The sequence below is a fragment of the Shewanella sp. LZH-2 genome (assembly GCF_016859145.1).
Classification (GTDB): Bacteria; Pseudomonadota; Gammaproteobacteria; order Enterobacterales; family Shewanellaceae; genus Shewanella; species Shewanella xiamenensis.
In genome coordinates this window covers 608059-631660 of sequence record NZ_CP069350.1, presented here as the reverse complement: position 1 = coordinate 631660, position 23602 = coordinate 608059, and the positions used below count along the sequence as shown (strand labels likewise).

19 protein-coding genes are annotated in these 23602 nt (G+C 47.8%); all 19 read right to left on the bottom strand.

Translation table 11 applies throughout. From position 1 onward, the window contains the following. Positions 1-69: 69 nt before the first annotated feature. Entirely contained in the window at positions 70-918 is an 849-nt protein-coding gene (locus JM642_RS02915; RefSeq protein ID WP_203432693.1) for a carbon-nitrogen hydrolase family protein, read from the bottom strand. Continuing rightward, entirely contained in the window at positions 842-5092 is a 4251-nt protein-coding gene (locus JM642_RS02910; protein WP_203432691.1) for a YhdP family protein, read from the bottom strand. Before JM642_RS02910 ends, JM642_RS02915 begins: the two co-directional genes overlap by 77 nt. Beyond that, entirely contained in the window at positions 5092-6558 is a 1467-nt protein-coding gene (rng, locus tag JM642_RS02905) for a ribonuclease G (protein WP_051714234.1), read from the bottom strand. The genes JM642_RS02910 and rng overlap by 1 nt, the downstream gene beginning before the upstream one ends. A gap of 109 nt (positions 6559-6667) precedes the next feature. Continuing rightward, positions 6668-7252, bottom strand: coding sequence for a nucleoside triphosphate pyrophosphatase (locus tag JM642_RS02900; protein WP_099457377.1), 585 nt, complete (start codon positions 7250-7252; stop codon positions 6668-6670). Positions 7253-7254: 2 nt separating this feature from the next. Then, positions 7255-7743: a rod shape-determining protein MreD gene (mreD, locus tag JM642_RS02895; RefSeq protein WP_037422445.1), complete on the bottom strand. Its 489-nt coding sequence runs from the start codon at positions 7741-7743 to the stop codon at positions 7255-7257. Beyond that, the gene (gene mreC, locus JM642_RS02890; RefSeq protein WP_203432689.1) at positions 7743-8771 is read right to left on the bottom strand and encodes a rod shape-determining protein MreC; all 1029 of its coding nucleotides are present in this window, start codon (positions 8769-8771) and stop codon (positions 7743-7745) included. Before mreC ends, mreD begins: the two co-directional genes overlap by 1 nt. A gap of 44 nt (positions 8772-8815) precedes the next feature. After that, positions 8816-9865 carry a rod shape-determining protein gene (locus tag JM642_RS02885; RefSeq protein ID WP_007651015.1) on the bottom strand — a complete coding sequence of 350 codons (1050 nt, stop codon included), beginning with the start codon at positions 9863-9865 and terminating at the stop codon, positions 8816-8818. Positions 9866-10203: 338 nt separating this feature from the next. Beyond that, positions 10204-13971, bottom strand: a complete 3768-nt coding sequence (locus tag JM642_RS02880) for a DUF6701 domain-containing protein (protein ID WP_203432687.1) — start codon at positions 13969-13971, stop codon at positions 10204-10206. After that, positions 13964-14419 carry an MSHA biogenesis protein MshP gene (locus tag JM642_RS02875; RefSeq protein ID WP_203432685.1) on the bottom strand — a complete coding sequence of 152 codons (456 nt, stop codon included), beginning with the start codon at positions 14417-14419 and terminating at the stop codon, positions 13964-13966. Before JM642_RS02875 ends, JM642_RS02880 begins: the two co-directional genes overlap by 8 nt. Further along, complete coding sequence (locus JM642_RS02870) at positions 14409-15257, bottom strand: type II secretion system protein (RefSeq protein WP_203432683.1); 849 nt, start codon at positions 15255-15257, stop codon at positions 14409-14411. Before JM642_RS02870 ends, JM642_RS02875 begins: the two co-directional genes overlap by 11 nt. Further along, the gene (locus JM642_RS02865; RefSeq protein ID WP_203432681.1) at positions 15257-15808 is read right to left on the bottom strand and encodes a prepilin-type N-terminal cleavage/methylation domain-containing protein; all 552 of its coding nucleotides are present in this window, start codon (positions 15806-15808) and stop codon (positions 15257-15259) included. Before JM642_RS02865 ends, JM642_RS02870 begins: the two co-directional genes overlap by 1 nt. Beyond that, the gene (locus JM642_RS02860; RefSeq protein WP_203432679.1) at positions 15798-16286 is read right to left on the bottom strand and encodes a prepilin-type N-terminal cleavage/methylation domain-containing protein; all 489 of its coding nucleotides are present in this window, start codon (positions 16284-16286) and stop codon (positions 15798-15800) included. The genes JM642_RS02865 and JM642_RS02860 overlap by 11 nt, the downstream gene beginning before the upstream one ends. Before the next feature lie 284 nt (positions 16287-16570). Further along, complete coding sequence (locus JM642_RS02855) at positions 16571-17098, bottom strand: type II secretion system protein (protein ID WP_203432677.1); 528 nt, start codon at positions 17096-17098, stop codon at positions 16571-16573. Positions 17099-17168: 70 nt separating this feature from the next. Then, positions 17169-17786: a prepilin-type N-terminal cleavage/methylation domain-containing protein gene (locus JM642_RS02850; protein ID WP_203432675.1), complete on the bottom strand. Its 618-nt coding sequence runs from the start codon at positions 17784-17786 to the stop codon at positions 17169-17171. A gap of 75 nt (positions 17787-17861) precedes the next feature. Beyond that, the gene (locus tag JM642_RS02845) at positions 17862-18359 is read right to left on the bottom strand and encodes an MSHA biogenesis protein MshF (protein ID WP_203432673.1); all 498 of its coding nucleotides are present in this window, start codon (positions 18357-18359) and stop codon (positions 17862-17864) included. 38 nt (positions 18360-18397) lie between these two features. After that, entirely contained in the window at positions 18398-19618 is a 1221-nt protein-coding gene (locus JM642_RS02840) for a type II secretion system F family protein (protein ID WP_037428181.1), read from the bottom strand. Positions 19619-19620: 2 nt separating this feature from the next. Further along, on the bottom strand, positions 19621-21381 hold the full coding sequence (locus JM642_RS02835) for a GspE/PulE family protein (protein WP_037422422.1): 1761 nt from the start codon (positions 21379-21381) through the stop codon (positions 19621-19623). Beyond that, positions 21378-22673: a tetratricopeptide repeat protein gene (locus tag JM642_RS02830; protein WP_203432671.1), complete on the bottom strand. Its 1296-nt coding sequence runs from the start codon at positions 22671-22673 to the stop codon at positions 21378-21380. Before JM642_RS02830 ends, JM642_RS02835 begins: the two co-directional genes overlap by 4 nt. Then, positions 22670-23599 (bottom strand): AAA family ATPase, encoded by a 930-nt coding sequence (locus tag JM642_RS02825; protein ID WP_172589026.1) that lies wholly within the window; start codon positions 23597-23599, stop codon positions 22670-22672. Before JM642_RS02825 ends, JM642_RS02830 begins: the two co-directional genes overlap by 4 nt. Between the last annotated feature and the right edge of the window lie 3 nt (positions 23600-23602).

The following is a 23602-nucleotide window of genomic DNA, read 5'->3' as shown; positions in this document are numbered from 1 at the left end:
CTCATTTTTAAAATAACTTAAATTCGCTGTGAGTCTATTTCATCTAAATCTGTTGAAGGCTTAATCTGTTCAAGGTTTAAGGTTCGGTGCAGTAAAGCGATTATGTTGCGCCACGGGCATTTTACTGCGGATGCTGTGCACCTCGGCCACATCGATATCGGCATGCACCCAACCTGTACCGGTTTTCTGCTCGGCAATTACCTCGCCCCAAGGGCCTATCACCATGCTCTGCCCCCAGGTCTCGCGGCTGCCTTCGTTATGGGCGCCCCATTGGCCGGCGGCCAAAATAAAGCATTGGGTTTCAATGGCTCTGGCCTGTAATAACACCTGCCAATGGGCTTCTCCCGTGACCTTAGTAAAAGCCGAAGGCACGGTAATAATCTCGGCTCCCGCAAGGCGCAGCGCCCTAAATAAGTCCGGAAAGCGTAAATCATAACAGATGGTCAAGCCAATTTTGCCAAAAGGGGTGTCGATGACACTGATATGATTGCCGGGGCAGAAGGTTTCACTCTCGCGGTATTGCTTAGTGCCATCGGCGACATCCACATCAAACAGATGCAGTTTATCGTATTGCCCTAAGGTATCACCTTTATCATCAAACAGATAACAGCGGCTGTAGACGCGCCCATCCTCCGCCAGCGCGGGGATGGTCCCCGCCACCATATACACAGAGTAACGGGCGGCTAAGGCACTTAAGGCGGATTTTAACGGGCTAAGATGGCTATCACCCGCATAGGCGAGTTGTTGACTCTCATGGCCACCAAACAGCAGGCTGCATTCTGGCAACACCACTAAATGCGGGGCATCTTTGTCCCATTGCAGGCGCTCACGGGTTAATTCCTCAAGCTGCGATTCGATAAACAACAGATTCGCGCTGACGTCGCGACTGCTCTGACATTGCAACAGGCTGATGCGCATGACTATCTCCTTGAATTGTGTTTATCGACAATACCACCTTGGGGCTCACAGGCTTAGGTTGTTCTGGTTCGGCTTTAGGCGGCTCAGCAGGCTCTACCTTAGGGAGCGTCGGCGTTTGCGGCGATGTCTCTTCCTTAACAGCTTTTACAGGTTTCTCTTTAGCTTTATCAGCATCTAGCGCAGGTTGCTCGTTGTTTTTTTCAGGCTCGACGGGCGGCTTAGCGTCTGTCTTGGTCGGGGCGCTATTCTTGACGGGTGGCGCATCATTCGGCTCTGCACCCTCGGTTGGTGCTGGTAATTCGCCCCCTACCATAGGCAGAATCGACTCGGGGATTTCAATCTCTTTACTCTTACGTTCCAGTTCCTCTACCACAGGCTCAGACATAGTGCCCGTTACTCGGAAACGGATCTCAGAGATCACCTCAATCACAGGCTCTAACACTTTGGTTAAGGCAAACGCCCCAAGCCCGAGCGTCCACGCACTGGTACTGAGCAGCACCACAGTTGGCACACTTGAGGCCAGTTGCGGCACAAAACGGATATCGTAATTTAAGCTTTCGCTGGTGAGATCCGTATAGCCGCGCACCTTCATATTACCTGCTATCGCATCCATTTCAGTGTCCGTAGTTTTCACTACACCATTATCGATTTGCAGATTACCGGTAAAGGAATTGAAGTACATGCCTTGACCAAATACATCACTGAAATCTAAGGACAATTTACGTACTAATGAATCGAGGCTAAACAGTGAGAAAATCCGTGCGCCCTTATCGCTCACTTGGGATAAATGGCCTTTGCCCAATTCAAATTTAACTTTACCATTCAAGGTTTCAAGGGAAAACGCATAGGGTGCACCTTGCCAAGCTAGCTCGGCATTCACCTTCAATGGAGCTTCATTTACACCGGGATCGATCCCAAGTTGGTGACTCAAATAGCTAAACTGACTAGCATTCAAACTGACGGATAACTCGGTTTGATTTTGACCATTCTGCTGTTGCCAAATCCCATTCCCCTGCAAAGACACCTCAGGAGTGGTTAAAGATAACGTCTGAATGCGGTAACCCGAGGCTTGCGGACTTGCTTGCACCACTAACTGGCCAAATGGCTTATCGAAAAAACGAAAATCCTCTACATTCACCGCAACGGGCGGCAAATTAGTGAGCACCTGCTCCGCCGCAAAATCCGCTTCACCTTCAGGCTTCACATTGGGTGAAAAATAGAACTTACTGGCAGTCACTTTTAAACCTTGCGTCAACCAATTAGGGTAAAAATCTACCGTTCCTTCAAACTCACTAGCTTTGGCATCGAAGCGCCAACCATTTTCATTGGGTTTAGCGCTGAGTCTCAACTCTGTAAGCCCTTGCCCTAATAAATCAAACTTGCCGATATTTGCATCAACCCCAGCCACTGAAGGGAATAAGTTAGCGTTATTTGCCTCTTCCACCAAAATACCAGTGCGAGTCGGTTTGTTATCTGAAGCAACAAAGGCATTAATTACGGGTAACCAATTAGCTAACTTGCCACTGGTTACATCGATCTTAATGTGTCCAAGCTCGGTATTGGGCACCTCGGTAGCCTCGAAGAGTCGCCCTAATAGCAGATCAAAATAATTGAATTGCGTACCTTTTTCAGCCTCAAAGCCGCCAATAAACTCAGCTTGTTTATCGAGTTTTACCCTCAGGGTTGAAGTCTGCTGATCACCAGAAAACTCGGCCATTAAAGGCCTAGGCTCGTCAGCAGGTTTTGCGAAAATGCCAGGTAATGTTAAGGTGGCACCGACCAGATCGGAACCTAAATTGGCTTGAATTTGATAGCCTTGCTCATCGAATATCATGCTCAAGTTACCGCCCCAAGCGACTTTACCTTGGTAAAACTTACTTAAGGGATTTTGTAACTCTAAGGGTAAACGACTGAGATCCCAACGACTCTTCATATCCACATTCAGCGCAAAATCTTTACCTTCGGGTTGAGTGACAAAACTAAACTCCAAGGGCTGCTCAAACAGGCGAGACTTAATCCCTTTGCCTTCGATTATCTCGTTGGCAAATTGCACTGTGCCCGTCACCGCCTTGAGTTGTAACCCTGGCTGCGCAATAAACACGGGCGTGTTATCAAACATAATTTGACCGCGGATATCCTCAGCCTCACCCTCATACAAGGGAATACTAATATCTAAATTCCCCGTTACCGCGCCCTGCACTTGCACAACCTTTAAGGTTTTGCCCACAGTATCGGCAAGGGGAGAAGCCTGTAGCACTTGAGTCGCAGCACTGCCTTGGGTCGCAAGATCGGCCTGAATTTTTAACAGCGAATGCTCGCCTAACTCGGGAATAAACACGTGGGCACCATCGGCAACCACATTCATCAACTTTCCTTGGTTAACCCAGATATCCATGCGGGCATTTTCAAACAAGGCATCGAGGGAAAGATCAGTGACTGCGGGCCAATCTGGTTGGAATTGGTATTCGGCATTGTTTAAGGTAAATGCCGCTTGGAACACACCGCTATTATCCTCAAAGGGAAAACTCGATAATGCCCCCTGCCATAATACTTGGGCGTTTTGACTCTGCCCCGCTTTAATCGCACCATCCAGATACTCAACCAGTGACTCGCCCATGGCTTTGATCGGGAAGTATTTATCCGCATTGGCGGCATTTTTGACTTCAACATTGGCGGCAAGGGACATACTGGTAGCAGCGCTAAAATCCAGCTTTAGAGCAGCAGCAAGACCAATATCGTCGTTTTCGAACTGCACCTGAGGCACAGATAAGGTTGCCCTTTGGGTATCGAGGGCACCGGTTAACGCCGCGCCATGCAGCACTAAAGGCGCTGAAAATTGCTCGCCAAAATCGAAGGTGTAAGTTTGCTCGGGAAGCGAAAAAATTAACTTTTCATCCTGCCATTGCAACTTCAGATCCAAGGGGTTGATATTGGGTATTCCTTCCACTTTCTGCCAGTGCAATTGCTTAACGCTAGTGCTTGCGAGCAAAGGCTGATCTGCCGCTTGATAGAGACGAATCGGTCCGACGCTACCCTCGGGCGCGAGCTGAAACCATTGCTGCAATACGGCTAAGTCGACACCAGGGAAAAGCGGTAGCAATGGAAATAAGGTCGGTAAATCCAAACGGCTAACATAGGCATATAAAGCATCGTCTTGCTGCTTGGCCGCAAACTTCAGCTCGGGCCAATGCACCCCATTGGTGACAAAATCCAAATGAGTACTGCTGATCTCCCAACCTGCCGCGTTTGGCTCCCAATGAATGCTACCGGACTGGATCTCAAACTTTTGCGGTTGACCTTGCATCGACCATTGCAACCAACTTGGCTCAAACTGCACGAGTCCAGAACGTAAACTTCGATGGGCAAAATCAAACCACGCCTTAAGATTGACTATCCCTTCTAAGGGCAGTTTTTTGCTTGGATCATAGGGATTAGGTTGACGTGATGCCCATTCGCCCAAATCTAAGGACTGAGCCGCCAGATAAACTTGTCCAGTTAAACTCTCGGGCGCTGTAGCATCGCCGTTAATATCGAGTTGCAGGCTGAGCGATTCCTTAAGCAAGGTATTGTTATCGAGGTAAATTTCCCCCGCGCCGCGGTGGCGCTCACCACTATTACGCCAATTGAGGTGACGAATATGAATGGGTCGATATTCATGTTGCAAGCTAAGCAGTTGCACCGAAGCATCCGTCAGCGAGAAACGCTCGAGCTGCTTTAAGAGCAGCTTATACAACCAATCGGTTTGCGCCGTTTGATTGGGAGACCCCTGCGCCTTATTACCCGATAATTTATCGATATCGAGGGCAATATGAACACCATCGAAATTGACATCTTCAATGCGTGGACTGGTGGTCAATAGTGATTGCCAAAAGTCCAATTTGATTTGGACATGCTTCACCAACACGGTAACAGGGAGCTTCTCCTGCGTAGGGATCACTAGATTATCAACCGTTACCGCTGGGCCAAAGGCCTGCCACTGGGCGGATAACTCGCCAACTTGGATATCAATTTGATATTCGCTTTTTACATACTCAACTAACTGCTGGCGTACTTCATCGACCTGAGGCAATAATCCACGGATCAAGCTTACCGTCAAGGCAAACAAGACTAAGATCAGTGCCAGTAATTGCCAGCAAAAACGGCTTAGTTTTTTAGCAGTAAAAAGCGTTGCCACTACATCATCACCACGTCGTATTTATGCTGGGAATACATAGGCTCATTTTGCAGGCGAATACGCTTACCTATATAAACTTCAAGCTCGGCGACCAAATGACTTTCATCTCCACTTAAGCTGTTATAGACAGCGGGCGAGCAGTAAAGCAAAAACTCGTCGGCGTCATAGGCCCGATTCAAGCGAATAATTTCGCGGAAGATTTCATAAGAGACAGTTTCTACAGTCTTCATGCTACCCGTGCCCTGACAGGCTGGACACTCACTGCATAGCACATGCTCTAGGCTCTCGCGGGTGCGCTTACGGGTCATTTCAACTAGACCCAACCCAGAGAAACCACTGACATTGGTCTTAACTCTGTCCTTGGCGAGCGCACTATTTAAGCTATTGAGTACCCGCGTTTTATGCTCGTCGCTCAGCATATCGATAAAGTCGATAATGATGATGCCGCCGAGATTTCGCAGCCGCAGTTGCCGTGCAATCGCTTGGGTGGCTTCAAGGTTAGTGTTAAAGATGGTTTCTTCAAGATTACGGTGGCCCACAAAGGCACCAGTGTTGATATCGACCGTAGTCATAGCTTCAGTCTGATCGATAATCAGATAACCGCCAGATTTAAGCTCCACCTTACGTCCCAGAGCGCGCTGGATTTCATTTTCGACATCGTACAAATCGAAAATCGGCGCAGGGCCAGAATAGTGCTCAATCTTGTCAGCGATTTCCGGCATAAACTCTTGGGCGAAGGCTTGCAGCTCGGCAAAGGTGCGGCGCGAATCGACTTGAATTCGGTCTAATTCGGTGCCGACAAAGTCGCGCACAATGCGCACCGGCAGGGCCAGATCTTGATAGAGTAATGCTACGCCACGGCGCTGACGCCGCTCGGAGACCTTAGACCATACTCGGCGCAAAAAAGCCGCATCTTGGGCAAGTTCGTCCTCACCTACGCCCTCGGCGGCGGTGCGGATAATAAAGCCGCCGTCTTCATCGACGAATGGCAGAGTGATTTTTTTAAGACGACTACGCTCTTCTTCCTGCTCAATCCGCTGGGACACCCCAACATGGCTCGAGCCAGGCATAAACACCAAATAACGGGAGGGCAGTGTGATATCTGTGGTTAGGCGCGCACCTTTAGTGCCCAGAGGGTCTTTCACCACTTGCACCATAATATCTTGCCCTTGGCGAACCAGCTCGGCGATATCACGGACAACAAAATGGCCCTTCTCCACATCGGCGACGCATTCGGTATGCGGCACTATGTCGGAGGCATGTAGAAACGCGGCTTTATCTAAGCCAATATCCACAAAGGCGGCTTGCATGCCGGGCAACACACGGCTGATTTTGCCCTTATAAATATTGCCCACCAAACCACGCTTCATGCGCCGTTCAATATGGACTTCTTGCAGCACGCCGTGCTCGACCAAGGCAACGCGCGCCTCAGACGGGGTTACATTAATCAGTAATTCTGAACCCATCTTGCGCTGAATTTTATTCGGATTTAAGCGACTGGTATTCACGACTCACCCCATTAGGGAAATTAAATTAATCTCAGTATGTTCTAAGCCTGAAAACCAATACCGCAGACTAGATAATGCCCGCCTCAGATAAGAGTTGGCGAGTTTCGACTAATGGCAAACCGACAACACAGGAGTAACTACCATCAATTGACTCGACAAAACAGCCACCTAATCCTTGGATCCCATAACTGCCCGCTTTATCCATGGGCTCTTGTGAGGCAACATAGGCATCGATATCTGCATCAGAAAGCACACAAAAACGCACTAAGGTTTCAACTAAACGCACTGCGGTATGATTGACACTTGCTAAGGCGACGGCAGTCATTACTGTGTGCACCTTGCCAGAAAGCGCACGAAGTACCCGCTTGGCATCGGCCTCATCAACTGGCTTACCTAATATTTCATTTTCAAGCACCACGATAGTATCAGAACCTAATACAGCAGGCTGTGACATACCTGAGCATAATGCAAGCCCAGCCTGGGCCTTTTCAGCCGCAAGGCGCTGAACATAATCCCGTGGTAACTCTCCAGCTTTAGGTGTTTCGTCAATATCTGGTGCTACTTGCGCAAACGTAAAATCAGCCCGTCCGAATCCAATATGAGTCAGTAATTCTTTCCGGCGCGGCGATGTCGAGGCTAAAACTAAATTCACAACTAACGAACCTTATAATGACGTCGAATGCGACGTAAAATCCAAAAAATCCAAGGCCAAAAAACGAGGCCCGATAGTGCAGGCAAAAACAGTTCAGAGTGGAATGTTGCGCCATCCATCACAAACTCAACCCAATAAACAATGAGGTGATAGATAGCAATTAACAGCATTATGACCAGCGACTGTTGCCATTTCGGGAAGTTACGTAAACGCTGACAATGTAAAATAGCAATATAAATCACCAACGACATTGCCAAAGAGCGAACACCTAAAGTCGCGCCCAAGAGAATATCGAGAGCTAAGCCCATAACCCAAGCCGTCAGAATGTTATATCTGTGGGGCAATGCAATGGACCAATAGATCAAAATCATCAGTAACCAATCAGGACGCCAAGCCTCAACAATTACTGGCAGTGGCATAATTTGGCTTAAGAGCCCAACAAATAGGGTTAGCCAAACCGCGATGCGTCCATTAGCAGCTTGTAAACTCATTAGTGCACCTCTGCTGGCGGTTGGGTAGTAGCAGCGTTAGATGCCCCATTCGCGTTACTGGATGCTGCATTGGGATTACTGGGTACCACATTGACATTTGTGCCCTGAGTACCGCCTTGAGTCGTTGGCGTTCCATTACTGGTATCAGGCTTAACGTCTTGTGCAGGATGATCTGCGGCCGGTACTGGCACTTGATTAGGCAGTGTCACACCCGAATCGGGCGATGGCCAAATTAACAGGAGATAACGAATACGGTCGAGTGCCGCCAGTGGCTGAGCCGTGACTCGCGCATAACTTTGGCCATCTTCGGTAAAGACTTCCACTACCCGCGCAACCGGATACCCTTCAGGGAAGCGGTTACCTAAGCCAGAAGTGACCAGTAGGTCGCCCACACGAATATCGGTACTCTTGGCCACATGGCGTAACTCAATTTCATCAAGTTCCCCCGTCCCGTTGGCGACTAAACGCACATCATTACGGGTAATCCGTACGGGTAAACCATGGGAAACATCAGACAGTAGTAAAACTCGGCTAGTCATCTCACTGACCTGCACAACTTGCCCTACCACGCCTTGCGCATCCACAACAGGCTGGCCAACGAAGACGCCACTGCGGAAACCTCGGTTTAAAACCACATAATGATGGGAAGGATCGCTGGCAACCTCCATGACCTCTGCAACCATCTTGAGAGAATCCTGATAGGCAGGCGAACCTAGCAAGGCGCGTAAGCGTTCGTTTTCCTGACGTAAATGCTCGAAACGCTGTAAGCGTTCACTCATTAATAATTGTTGCCTTAACAGCTCTTTATTTTGCAACGCCAACATATTGCGGGTCGCAAAACTCTCAGAAGACCAATCGAGGATCGCACTGGGGACACTCGCGAGGTATTGAATAGGGCTTAAAGCGGATGAAAGGGATTCACGGGCAGGCTCAAGGCGGTGATTTGCCGCAAGCAAAATCACCGACAGGATAATTGCCAGTGTTAAACGGAACTGGTTCGAAATACCACGAACAAAAATTGGCTTCATAGGAAAGCTAAGGCGGTGATTAGCCGCCCTATACCGAAGTTAGATTAGGTTTCTTCGGAGAACAGATCGCCGCCGTGCATATCAATCATTTCAAGGGCTTTACCACCACCGCGCGCTACGCAGGTCAATGGATCATCCGCCACCATGACTGGAATTCCCGTTTCTTGCATCAATAAACGGTCTAAATCACGCAATAAGGCGCCACCACCGGTTAACACCATGCCGCGCTCAGAGATATCAGAAGCTAATTCTGGTGGTGATTGCTCTAGTGCCACCATAACCGCACTCACAATGCCCGATAATGGTTCTTGCAACGCTTCTAAAATTTCGTTGCTGTTGAGCGTAAAGCTACGAGGTACACCTTCGGCCAAATTACGACCACGGACTTCAATCTCTAATACTTCATCACCTGGATAAGCAGTACCGATAGTGTGTTTGATACGCTCAGCGGTCGCTTCACCAATCAAACTACCGTAATTACGGCGAACATAATTGATGATGGCATCATCAAACTTGTCACCGCCAATACGCACAGAAGAAGAATATACCACACCATTCAAGGAGATAATGGCAACTTCAGTGGTACCACCACCGATATCAACAACCATTGAACCTGTGGCTTCAGACACAGGTAAACCTGCACCGATAGCCGCGGCCATTGGTTCTTCAATCAAATACACTTCACGGGCACCCGCGCCCATGGCTGACTCGCGGATCGCACGGCGTTCAACTTGCGTTGCGCCAACGGGAACACAGACTAAAACACGTGGGCTTGGGCGAAAAAAGCTGTTGTTATGCACTTGCTTAATAAAGTGCTGCAACATTTTCTCTGTCACATAAAAGTCTGCAATCACACCGTCTTTCATTGGACGGATTGCTTGAATATTGCCAGGAGTACGGCCTAACATCTGTTTAGCTTCTGTACCTACAGCCGCTACAGATTTCTGACCAGAGCTGTTACGCTCGCCACGTATAGCAACAACTGAAGGCTCATTGAGGACGATGCCTTCATCACGAACATAAATTAAGGTGTTAGCTGTACCCAAATCGATCGATAGATCATTAGAAAAAATGCCACGCAGCTTCTTGAACATGTAACTAGCCTGTATTCTGTGGAGTCAGAAGAAAAGAAAAATCAGCTAACTTTATCAATGCCACCCTGATTCCACAAGACCGTTGAGGTTAACAATCGCTAATGGAGTGATTTTTTTTCAAATAGACCACTCAAAAACACTATTTAATCGATAAACGCGCCTTATTGAACAAAAATCAAACAACCCAAAACCCCATTTAATACAAGCTGGCAACATGCGTAAAACCTGTATCTTGCATTTTAGCCTCAGCATGATGCTTTGAGTTCATGCGACAAAACGCATCGCATAACGATAAATCACTACGGACTAATTCCAATTCAGCAAAATCGATCTACCCCCTAATTAACTTCTCGCCAGTAGATGATTCTGTCATGACCTCGGTAACGCCCAAAAAATGCACTCGCACGGGGATCGGATAAGCTGGTTGGAGACACCCCATTCCAGTTCCAATACCATTCTAACCAAGTCGGTACCTCTAAAGGCGCGGTCACTTGACCGCGATATAAGTTGCCACTAGAGGTGAGAGCTCGCCACAGCAAATCAAATTGCCCCGCTTGAAATGCTGAAGATGCGCCAGTGCGAGTAATACTCTGCCCCGTGGCTAAATCCGGGTCAAAATTGTAGCCAAGGCCTGCATTATCCACCTGCGAACCTAGGCCATAAGTGGCAATGGTGCAGCTATCATTTCCATTTATTACCCAACTAGTGCCATTCCAATACTCAGCTCTTGTCGGCATTTTAAGGATTTCAGTCTCTGGGCCATAGGTGTTATCCATCACCACTCGGCCGTGGCGTAGGGTTTGAGTGGTGATTTTCTTAGCATTACAGTTAGTGCAATTACCCGTGGTTGCCGCATCCATATCGGGCGAGGCCACATAGCTGTAAAGTCCATTTGGCCGAGGATCGTTATCCAGCAACTGCACGCCAATATCGAGCAGCTCGAAGGGACCGTCTTGATAAAGATTCGTCGTCACATTTGGGGTTACTCGGTTTAAATAAGCGCGATAAGTACCATCGACCATCGCCACACCCTGACTCCAACTATCAACCTTTACAGGCAAGGCACTTAAGCGACTCTGTAAATCGACACCATTGTTATTGTTTTCTCCGACCAATTTCGCGGTCGCAAGGGAGAATGGTGGGAAATAGTTTTGTGTCACCGCGCCGCCGATATTCAAGGCTTTGATGCTCATTGACATAGGAAAAGGTTGATCCATATAACTAAAACTGCCACAGGCAGGTAAGACAGAAACATCTCCCACTAAAAATCTATCGGGCACAAAGCGACCAATATTGGTTGAATAGCCAATCGGAATATTCAAACTGCTGGCTGAGCCAAGATAATTAGGACTCGCCTGCGCCGTAATTTGAAATACGCCAACTTCGCTAATACTTTGATTACTGATGGTGTTGAGATTATTAGTTTGCGCGGTATGGCTATAGGAAGTGACGCCTAACACCCCATCATGGCCACCACTGGCGATACTTGGTGCCACAACTTTACTGATAAGCTTCATGGCTTGGTCGCTAAAGTTAGGAGTTGATAAGTTGCCCGAACAAAAATCCGTATCGCCATCTTTTTCCCAAGCCATAGCTTGTATTGTCATACCGAAATTCTGCCCCGCTTTACGGTAAGCATTACAGCTCATATCCGCACTTGGACAGCTAGCACTGGCATCCACGGCTTTGACACATAATCCTGCCGGCACACTGACAAACTGATCGGAGCCTGTCATGACTAGACCTTGTTCATTACCACTACCAATATATTGCGCATCGAGCTGTAATTTACCCGCATCGGGATAATTCACCGCAATATTTGCTTGTCCGTTCGTATCAAATAACAGACTCAGCGCCGTTGGCGAGGCGCTCGAGCTACTAATTGCCGTATTGTTGATCGTGACGGCTTTCGGCGAGATAGGCGCACTTGGGGTCTGATAACTGCTCCAGAAATTCAGCGTCTTAGTCTGACTTTGGAAGCTTGGAACACACTGCTGAGTCACATCAGATTTTTTCACAGCCTTAACTACTACCTGCTCGGGGCGATTCGCACGCTTATCAGGCACATCGAAGACAAAACCACTGTCGGCAAAGGTGAGTGAACAGTTGTTTTCACTCAGGCCACCATTTCCGATACGGCAAAGGGTTTTACTTAAAGGTTTGGTTGTCGGGCTCGAACCTTTTACACCTAAAGTCACAATGCCAGCAGTATTGCGCCGTAATTGTAATTGCGTAGTACCCCCACTAAAGCTCACCTGATTACCACCAATCCATACGCCTTCGGAGGCGAATTCAGGTAGCAAGGTCGCCGTCAAAGGGTCAGTAAAAAGCTGGCTACAACTGGCGTTTGCACAGGCTCGAATTGTCACAGTTTCGGGATTACAGGTTAACCCCTGACCCGTATGGTCAAACTCAAAATGATCGATTTGCGCGCCAATAGGATTAGATTTCAACGCACAAATCTGAACGTTATCAATTTCATGGTTGTTATTCGAGCCACCGGTTGACCCTGTAAGCGAGAGTAAGAAATCACTCGGTGTTGCCGCTTGTCCCGTTTGCGCGATGGCATTAAAAGCGGGAATTAAGGTGACAAATCCCGAACCCGTATTACGTTCAATCTTCACCATCGACTGACCGGATACCTGCGAGTCGATAGTGATTTTATATCTATGTGCTGGTGACACATTGTTGCCATCGACCGTGGGAGATAAACAGTTACCACTGGTATTGGTCGTGCCATTATTACAAGTCCCACGCAAATAACGGTAACCGGATGTGCCTGAACCAGAACCGCGAACAGCAACTGACTGACGCCGTTGTCCCGAAAGATTTATGCTCCCGCCTTCACCGGAAAAGTTGCCAAACTCATCGATCCCGATACCTAGCCAGCCCCCCGCAAATCCGCTAATACCGGGCTTGAATCCATAACCTAAGGGACCACCAAAGGCACCAGGCTGGGGAGTGATCGCGGCATCAGATAACACTAACGCAATACCGTCGGCACCATTGCCACCATAGGCATAATGATCAAACTGGATCTCCACTAAGTTTGCCGCGGCAGGGAATAATCGTTGATAGGTCGATGCGGTGGATTGATTAGATGAAGCTTCAGTTAAGCGTAAACGGCCACTACGAATCGATGGCGTAAAAGTGCCGCTACTGCGGGAAACGACCCAGTCACTGCTTAATGCACTTTGGGAAAAAGTATCATTAAAGCATTGTAAGACAGGTGCACCGGCATCATAAATCACCTTACTATTGCTGCCTAGGGTGACGTTTTTAGCACTGAGTCTACCTACCAATACCGCACTATTGAGTAACGTCGCATTATCGGCGACATAGTAGCTACCTTGAATCTGAGCGTTACTTTGTACTTCTAGCCTATTGCCTACGTATACATCAACAGAGGTGGGCGCATTAAAAACTGATGAGAGAGCAATGGTAAAATTACCTTTAATATACAGTTTGGTATCGCCTGTACCCACTATATTTAACGTACCTGAATTCAGGTTAAGATCGCCATCAATAATATAAGTTTTACCAGCCTTTAAGGTCATGGTCGCTGCATTATAAAACGTCAGATCTTTTATAACATATGTTGAATAAGCATCAGATACGGTGACATTACCGCCTGTATTAATCGTTAATGTACCTATATCCCAACGACTACTATTAAATCGTTGACCATAACCCGCTGTCGTTCCAAGCTCTACAGAAGGCGTTGTCCAATTGGCTACAGTATTGGTTGCAGAGGTAGAGCTACTGACAAACGTGGGTGCAGCCCTTGCCAAACTGGGAGTCCCCGAAATCTGACACTTCCCTATACCACAAGCATTCGCATTCATTTCATGGTAATTTTTTACCGTTTTAAAGCAAACATCTAAAACATTATAATTTTCAATGAGCGCACCACTTTGCATATAAAGTTCGCCGGTACTACTAAAACTCTGTATTGGCCCCGGAAATACACTATTGCAATCAATTGCGGCATAAGTTGGCGATGAGGTAAGAATAAAAAATATAAGCAGTAAATTAGACAATAAGCTACGCATATAATGAGTTTGAAAACGTAGTGCCAAGTTTAATATCATCAAAAGTCTAACCACGGGCTTCTACCTCTACTTGACGGCTCACACGGGTATCCCCACTCTCACACACCGCTTTACTATTGATCCGATATTGAGTGACAGCGCCAACTACATAGGATGTGCAGCTTAAACTGACGCTACAGGCATGAAAGCCCACCACATCGGGGGGTGTCCAACTGCTTGAAACACTTGCACATGTCGCCGTCGCATTAGCGGGGGCGTTTAATGGGAATAATTGCGCTAATGCGGCATCGGCACCGCTGTTTGCTGCGGCTAATCCGCGGGTCCCCCACACCTCTTGGGTTAATCCGCTATCTGCATCTTCAACAATATTAATTAAGGCGGCGGCCAATAAAAACATCACGGTAATGACAAAAATACCGATCACTAAGGCGCTACCGGCTTGGCGACGAGCCGAAGACTGACAATACACTGAGCGCGATAGGCTAACTAAGTTAAGGGACATTAATCACCTGCACTTGATGTCGATATTGAAATGTCTCGCCGTTGACATTAAATCGTGGTTGTAGATGCACCATCGCATTATTGACTAGGCTCGATGGTGTTAAGATCAGCGGTAAATCGGCGTTATTACTCAACACATTAGCCACACTCTGTGCCATTAGCACACCCGAACTCATATCCGCAGGTGTTGGCTGGTTAGCATTCAACCCATAGCCAGTATAACGCTTTAAGGTTAACTCATTGGTCGATGACGCTTTTTCAAAGCAATAACTCACAGGTGTTGAAGCAAAATAGATCCGTTGACGCGGAGAAGCTTCGGCAAATCTCGCATTGGCAGTAAAGGTTAAAGTCACTTGGTTTGCGGCGCTGCTAATGCTGTTTATCTGCGCGCGTTTTTGTCTCGCGCTGTTATACACATCGCTATCGGTTAAGGGATAAATCCATGCATATTGGTTCGTCGCGATCTTACTGTTCAGATTATCTAAAATCACAGTTCCTGTGAGGGTGGCAGCACTCGGCGCAATTGGCATCGACAAATAAGTAGTACTCGCCTCAATAGGGACGAATTCAACGCACTGATAGGTTAAGCTATTACCATTGAGCCGCACACTGTTAGGCACGGCGCTGCGCAGCTCGCGGGTCATACGCTCCACAGCAAAACGGCTCTGGCTTAGCACTTGGTCGACCGAACTCGACTCAACAAAAATTCGCGTGCCAAAAATAATAAAACTACTCACCCCAACCACCAGAATGCCTAAGATCAGGATCACAGTGACCATTTCAACTAAGGTAAAACCCTGTGCGCATAAATGCTTACGCTTCATTGATAAAGAGCGCATTAGTAATTGCTCCTTACCAAATTGTAAGTGATCACTTCGTTATCTGGTGTGGTGACATTAATGGTCACTAACTTGGTATTAGGCGATGGCCCAAAGGCGACAGTGACACTTAGTTGATAGTTGGGATAGGCCTCTGCATAAGTTTGGCTGGAATTGAGCATAGTGGCGTTTTGAGTTAAGCCGTGATAGTCATCCACATCGTTAAAATCGTTGCGCCCCTCTCCCGCCTCTGGCCCTAAGACGGCCGAGCAACTACTGCCTAATGGACTCCCGCAAGCCGGCACTCCGCCATTGGCATTGGTATTTTGATCATAACGTTTGCCCCAAATCTCATTCATTACCGAATGGGCAAGCTCGGCACTTTTTACTCGGTGTAAAGTCTTGGCAGCGCGATCCGCCTGCGGAAATAACATGCTACTGAGCATCACGATAGCGATGGCAATGACTAACATGCCGACCACTAATTCGATTAAGGTAAATCCCTGTTGTGGTTCGGATTTTAAGAATGGCGTTATTGTTCTGCTCTCCAGCAATCGAGGATTAGTTCGCATAAATATAGCCCTCGCTGGAGATATTAATCGCCACAGTGTCATTGGCAATCACATTTATACATGGCCCATTACACGCAAGCGACGCTCGACCATTGATATCAAAATCAAGATAAAAGCTCTTGGCATTGTTACTGATAAGCACTAACTGCGCGCCACCTTGAAAAGCTTGGCTGGATAAAGGGTTAGGAGATAAAGGCGTGCCCGTACAACCAGTGCTATCGCGACTGGCAAACTGACTCACTTGATAGCCTGTCGCTGAAACGACTACGCGGTAACATCTATCGGTATTATTTAAGGCTTTTTGCTGAACCTGGCGCAGCTCGGCAATAAACTCATTACGCAGACTAAAGGCACTGTAGGAGGACTGACTAAATAAACGCGGCAATACCGTCACCGATAGAATCCCAATCAGGATAATAGTGGTCACAAGTTCAACTAAGGTAAACCCAAACTGTCTGCCGGTGGAAAATCTACGCATTGTCCGCTTTGCCGTGATGCTAGGCTCTAGGTTCTAGGTTCTAGGCTCTAGGTTCTAGGTTCTAGGTTCTAGGTTCTAGGTTCTAGGTTCTAGGTTCTAGGTTCTAGGTTCTAGGTTCTAGGTTCTAGGTTCTAGGTTCAGTTTCTGCCAACTTGATTATTAAGGCAAATATTTAGCCTAAATAAAGAAATAATTAGCAAATTCATTTTATTACAACCAATAAACTCATAGATTGTTGGCCTAAAAAAAAGGCCTGCTAGGCAGGCCTTTTTCAGTAATTCAAATTAGCAAGCAGAAGCTGCAGGTAACGCAGAGAAAGTTGGACCTACTGATGAACTTGTTGCTTGGGTATAAGTAAACTTACATGCAGCAGGAGCACCACGCTGCCAAATAGTTACAGTAGTTCCAGCAGTCGCACTACCAGGGAAAATAATCCACTCATTTGTTCCTGTTGAAGTAGGATCTGTTGCACTTGCGCCAACATCAAATTTCATATCAATAGCATTTTCAAGCTCGCTTTGTTTAGCTTGTAAATATCCATAGTTGGTTACTGCTTTATTGGCTGCACCAATTTCAACACCTTGACCACTAGTCCAATCAGCAACAGCTTTCTTTTCTTGACCAGCTAAAGCAGCCTTCGAATATACTAAGCTGTTTGCGCCTTGAATTGCAGCTTTAGCACCTTGTAATGCAGATACTCTGGCATCTGACTGCAGATTAATAAACTTAGGTGCTGCTGTGACAGCAAGAATACCTAAGATAATGATCACTACGACTAATTCGATTAAGGTAAAACCTTGTTGTCTTTTCATATAAAACTACCCTTTTTTGAGAACCAATTAACTAAAACTAATTAAAAGATAAACCAGTTAAAACATTAAATTAAGGCGTAAATGGTGTTTGAGTGAAACTTAGTACTTTGCCTGTACCTGGATTATAAACCACGCCTTTAGCACCTGTGGTTGATAAATCTGGTGCTGGAGTTGGCACACCTGTATTTTGGTTTAACACCAGAGAGGCCACTTGATGATAAACACACAAATCCAAACCACTCACGGTTGTACCCGCAATTGAATTAGTACTGCCACCCGCACCATCAATCACACGTACTGTATAACGTTGATTTCGCGCATCTTGGGAATAGAGCACATTACGCGGCGCACTTTGCAATACCGTATTGAATACCTGCTGACAGCTTGCATCCGTCATCGCCGTCGCATCGGTGCCAGAGGTACCCGTTGGATAGCCAAAACGTGGGTCGAGTGAAACAGAAGTACCATCTAAGATCACACTGTTATTTTGGCGACCATCGACTTCCCATTGTGAACGCACAAAACTCACGGCTGTAGATAAACCACCCGCCACACCGTCCACACTGGCATCTTCAGCATCATCGGTGACGTTTAAAAAACGTGGGATTGCCGTTGCCGCTAACAGACCCAAAATGACGATCACTATGACCAGTTCAATCAATGAAAAACCATTTTTTTTAGTCTTCATTAGTTTCCCCCTACTTGATGAAAGTCCATTCTAACAGCTAAATCAGTTTATAAAAGCCCGTTACTTAACAATATTTTAGGAGTTCGTCAAAAAAATGACCCTGCCAGAGTTTAGTTGATAGCCAATACTATCCCCATTTTGTGAGCGATAACGGCAGCTATTATCCTTGAGAAAATAGCTACCAATGAGGGAGTTATCCGCCGCCTCCTGCCCCATGAGTTGCCACCATAAGGCTTGGCAACCTTGGTCACTAAGTTCGGTCGGTTGCGGCCATCCCTGCGCGCTCATAATCACCAGCGTTTGCTGCTCATTATGAGTGTTTTGCTCATTAAACACTTCCCAATCTAGTCGCATTTGTTGTGGTTTGCCAAGGGATAACCACTGGGAGCGCACCATAGCCAACACATTTAAGAAACGCGTATGCTCTAACTCCACATTGCGGGCGGCAAGTTGTGGCATAGTCGCAAAATATTTAAATCCAATCACCGCGAGAATAATCAAGATCAAGGTCAGGCTAACGAGCCGCCCATACACACGTAATAGATCGCTTTCGGCCTTCTGTTGGCTCTGCATCTATTTGATCCTAATTGAGTTAAACTCTCGACTTGGCATTACTTCCCGCCTTTAACCACATTGAGCATATCCCACATCGGCAGGTAAATACCTAGCGCCAGTACCAACACAATAACGGCCACAATACCGATTAAAATCGGCTCTAACTTAGCGGTAAGATTTTTAAGGTCATAGTCAACCTCACCTTCGTAAAAATCGGCGGCATCATTTAACAGTTGGTCAATTTGGCCGGTTTCTTCACCGACGGCGACCATTTGCAGTACCAGTGGCGTAAACAATTTGCTTTGATTCGATACCCTCAGCATAGATTCACCTGACTCTATACCACGGCGCATCCCAACTATTTTGTCGTGCATATACGCATTATCTACCGCATCGGCGACCAAACTGAGCGCCTGCGTCATCGGCACGCCCGCACTTAACATCATCGAAAAACTGCGGCAATAACGGGAGAGGGTCGAGCGCTCAATAATCGAACCCACGGCGGGAATATGTAATTTCCACTGATCCCATTGTTTTTCACCTTTTTCCGTATGGTGCCAATAACGGATCCCAATAATAGTTCCGAGTAGTAGCAGTAACATCAAAGGCCAGTAGTGAACAAATAAGTTAGATGTACCGATCAACACCTTAGTCGCCCAAGGTAAGTCGGCACCGAAACGGGCAAACATTTCGGCAAATTTGGGGATCACCATGATATTTAAAATCACCATGGCTAGTGCGATGGCAATCAATACAAATATGGGATAACGCATCGCGGCCTTAATCCGGCGGCGAGTTTCCTGCTCACGCTCGATATAGCCCGAGAGCTGAATAAAAGCATCCTCTAACTTACCGGTGTTTTCCCCCACATGAACCATAGAAACAAACAAAGAATCAAACACATCTGGATGTTGATTCATCGCAGACGACAGCGGGCGCCCCGCAGTTAACTGCTCTGAAATATCATTCAGTGCATCTTTCATCCGTTGAGAATGCGCAGTTTCGGATAATCCCGCAATGGCTCGCAGAATTGGGATCCCCGAGCGCGTTAGCGAATACATTTGCCGGGTAAAAATTTGCAGTTCATCTAAGCCGACTTTACTACCAAAGAGCTGTATCAGTGAAAATGACTTCGTCACCTTTGCCGCTTTGACTTCCAAGGGAATAATGCCGCGCGCTAACAGCATATCGGCAGCAGCACTTTCGGAGGCAGCATCGAGCTGACCCGTTACGGCCTGACCTTGTCCACTGCGTCCACGGTATTGATAAACCGGCATAATTACGCCTCAACGCCTTGCTGACTGATAATATCCCGCGAGAGTGGCACCTGCGACTCACTCACATCCTCAACTAGCTTAGCCACCTCTTCAATGGTCGTCATGCCCTCGCTCAAATATTGCAGTGCTGACTCGGCAAGCGGAGTAAAATTTGGGCTTTGCAGGGCTGCACGGGCAAAATCCTGTGGATTACCGGTACGCATCGCATCGATCATCTTTTCATCCAACTCGAGGATCTCAAAAATACCGATACGGCCGCGATAACCACTGCCATTGCAGCTTTGGCAGCCCGTGCCAATGCGGAACTTGGCCGATGAAAAGTCCTGACGACTCACACTATTCAGCCAGGCTTTTTCCTGCGCCGTAGGCTGATATTCCACCCCGCAGTTATGGCACACGCGGCGCACTAAACGCTGGGCAATAATCACCCTTAACGCACTCGCCACTAAGTAACTGGCGGCGCCCATATCGAGTAAACGCAGCGCGCTGGTTACCGCATCGTTAGTGTGCAATGTGGATAACACAAAGTGACCCGTAAGTGCGCCCCTTAGACCAATCTCAACGGTTTCTTGGTCACGCATCTCACCGACCATGATAATGTCCGGGTCTTGACGCAAAGTAGTGCGCAGCACGTTCGAAAAATCGAGTCCAATCTTATGGTTAACTTGAACTTGGTTGATCCTTGGCAATTGGTATTCGACCGGATCTTCTACCGTGATAATTTTACGATCCGCAGTATTGAGCTCACTTAAGATGCCATACAAGGTGGTGGTTTTACCGCTACCCGTAGGCCCTGTCACCAGCAACATGCCGTGGGGACGTTTAATCTGTTTACGAATACGCGCCAAAATATGTGGCGGCATCCCCGTCTCATTTAAGGTCAACAAGCCTGCGGATTGGTCGAGTAGACGCATCACCACAGATTCGCCGTGGTAAATCGGCATGGTCGACATCCGCACGTCAATCTTGTGGCCCTTAATTTCCATATGGAAACGCCCATCCTGCGGCAGACGTTTTTCAGAAATATCCAGCCCAGCCATAAGCTTAAGCCGCAGTACTAAGGCCGCTGCGATATTGACTTCATTTAGAATGGTTTCGTGTAACTGGCCATCGATACGTTGGCGGATCCGCAGGGCTTTTTCGCCGGGCTCAATATGAATATCCGAAGCGCGCATTTGCACCGCATCTTCAAAAATCGACTGCAGCAGCTTAACCACTGTGGTTTCATTATCGCTATCGCCCGAGGTTAAGCTGGCCAGATCAAACATTTGATCGGCGGCATATTCCTCTTCAAGCTTACCAGCGATTTGCGCGATTTGGTCGGTGCGGCGATACAGGTTATCGAAGGCTTGCAGTAATTGCTGCTCGGGTGCGACTGCGACACTGAGTTTTTTCGGCGCAATTAAGCTTTCTAAATGGTCGAGCGCCTGCAAATCCGCCGGATCGCTCATGGCCACTAATACGGTATCACCCCGATCTTCAACCGCAAGGGCACGAAAACGCCTTGCTTGCACCTCAGGGATCAGATTCACCACCTCGGTGGGAATTGGGCGTTTGCTGATATCCAGCAGCGGTAGATTTAACTGCTGCGACAAAAATTGCAGCAGTTGAGTTTCGGTAATAGAGCGCAGCTCAATGAGGGTTCGGCCAAGTTTATGGCCCGTCTTACGCTGCTCGCCCAAGGCTTGCTGCAACTGCTCTTCGGTAATAATGGATTCTTGAACTAACAGATCGCCCAAACGCATCTTTAATCTGGGTTTCATTGGCTATCTCCTAGTTGTTGTAAACGTTGTTCAATAAAAGCCGTGGCCTGAGTTGATAAACCGGAATAGCTTAATGCTGTACGATAGGCTTGACTGGCTTGGGTAAATTGCTTTTGAGAGTCAAGAGCATAGGCTAATCCCATCCACCATTTCCCCTGCTGCGGCTCCTGCTGCAATAACTTGCGGTAAGCCTGTTCAACTAACGGATATTGCCCCTGTTTTTGGGCTAAATCCGTCTGCGCTAACCACTTTTGCCGAGCTAAAGGATGACTATCGGGGATTTGCGCAAGGCTGGCAAGTGCTGCGTCAGTATCACCCATCGCATGTTGCACCCTTGCCAATAGCAAAGCAAATTCAAACTCTTGCGGATAAAGTAATCGTCCCTGCGCTAACACTTCGGCCGCTTGGGGCTGCTCACCTTGACCATAGTGCAACGCTGCCAGTTGTTTGCGCGACTCGTGTAAGCTCGGGTCAAGCTTGAGCGCTTTAGCGTAGTAATCCATCGCCTTAACCAACTGACCTTGCTTTTCGGCATCGCTCGCCAATACCAGTTGTTTTTGTGCTAACTGGCTTGGAGAAAGCTTTACTTCCGTCACCGCCATTTGCCCTGTTGGCTGAGCCGAAGCTTGAGTCGAAGCAGACTCGACTGGCTCACTCGCCTTGGCCTCTGCTTGGGTTATTTTTACTTCGCTCTGATTTACGTTAACTTCCGCTTGATTTGCTTTAACCGCAACCTGTTGTGGCTCAGTATGTGCCTGCACCGACTCTTGAGGTAATGCCGCCCTGTTAGGCATATCAGGTGAGGTATTTGCAGCAACCGATTCTGTTGTCGGTTCACTTGTTGGCTCTACGGGCGCAGCATTAACACGGGGAGATTGAGCCACACTTGGGGCAGATTCTACTGACGCAGACATATACTTTGCTGGAGCATCTGTCGACGACTGACTCACTTGCACCATCTCCGCAGTTGGCTCTGTTGGTATAGTCGTTTCTGCTCCCGTTTCTGCTCCCATAGAACTCGTATCTGTCTGTGTGTTGGTGTTATCCGACTGAGTTTGCGCACTCATCACAGTGTTAACACTGTTATCAGTGGCATTCCTTGAGTCGTACATGGCCTGAAAGGCATAAACCGACACACCACCTACAAACAGTGACACTAAGCTGATGACTAACCATTTACGTGATGTATTTGGACGCCCCAGAAACTGGGCCTGATGCACAGCCACATTGCTGAGAGAATGCCCCTGCTGGCGTTTATCGAGATCCTGCAGCATCTTGTTGATCACGCTCATGCGGAGCCTCCCCACAATTGTTGCAGGTTAACGCCAGATGCCAGCAATGCCCCAATCGCCGCTGCACATACTATCAGCGCGATCGCCATATAGGTCGGCCAGTTTTGCGAACCGCGACTGGCATCTTCGGTATCCTGTATCGCGCCCTTAATGTGGGCGATGCGCACCTGAGTTGCCCCTTCGCCAAAACTGAGCATCAGGGCTTTATGGGCTAAAATATTGATCAATCTTGGAATGCCTCGTGATGCCTCGGCAATTTTACGCGTCAGTTTAGGGCTAAATAATGCTTGTCCCGCATAGCCTGCCACCGCTAAGCGGTAACGAATGTAGGCATCGGTTTCATCCCAAGTTAACGGCCGCAGACTGTAGCTAAAGGTGATGCGCTGCCGCAGTTGTCTAAAGGCTTGGCGCTTTAATCGCTCATCCAACTCAGGCTGACCAAAGAGCACCACTTGCAACAGCTTACGGCTTTCGGTTTCAAGATTGGTAAACAGCCGCAACGCTTCGAGGCTCTCATCGGGCAAGGCCTGCGCTTCGTCCAGCACTAATACGATGGCGTGACCATGGGCGCTCAGGGCGAGTAATTGTTGCTGAATAAGTCCAGTGAGTTGCTGCTGATCGATTTCGCTGGTGTATTTTAATCCAAGTTCATTGGCCACCGCCCAGCGCAGCTCGGCGGGGGTGAGATAAGGATTGGGTAGATACGCACAATGAAAGCCCTGCGGCAGCTCATTAATCAACTTACGGCAGATTAAGGTTTTGCCCGTGCCCACTTCGCCTGTGACTTTGATAAAACCCTCCCCGGTTTGTAGGGCGGTCTGCAATACTTGCAGCGCCTCTACGTGCGGGGATAACCCGAAAAAAAATCCGGTATTAGGGGTTAACGAAAATGGCGTTTGGCTGAGTCCAAAGTGCTTCAAATACATGAA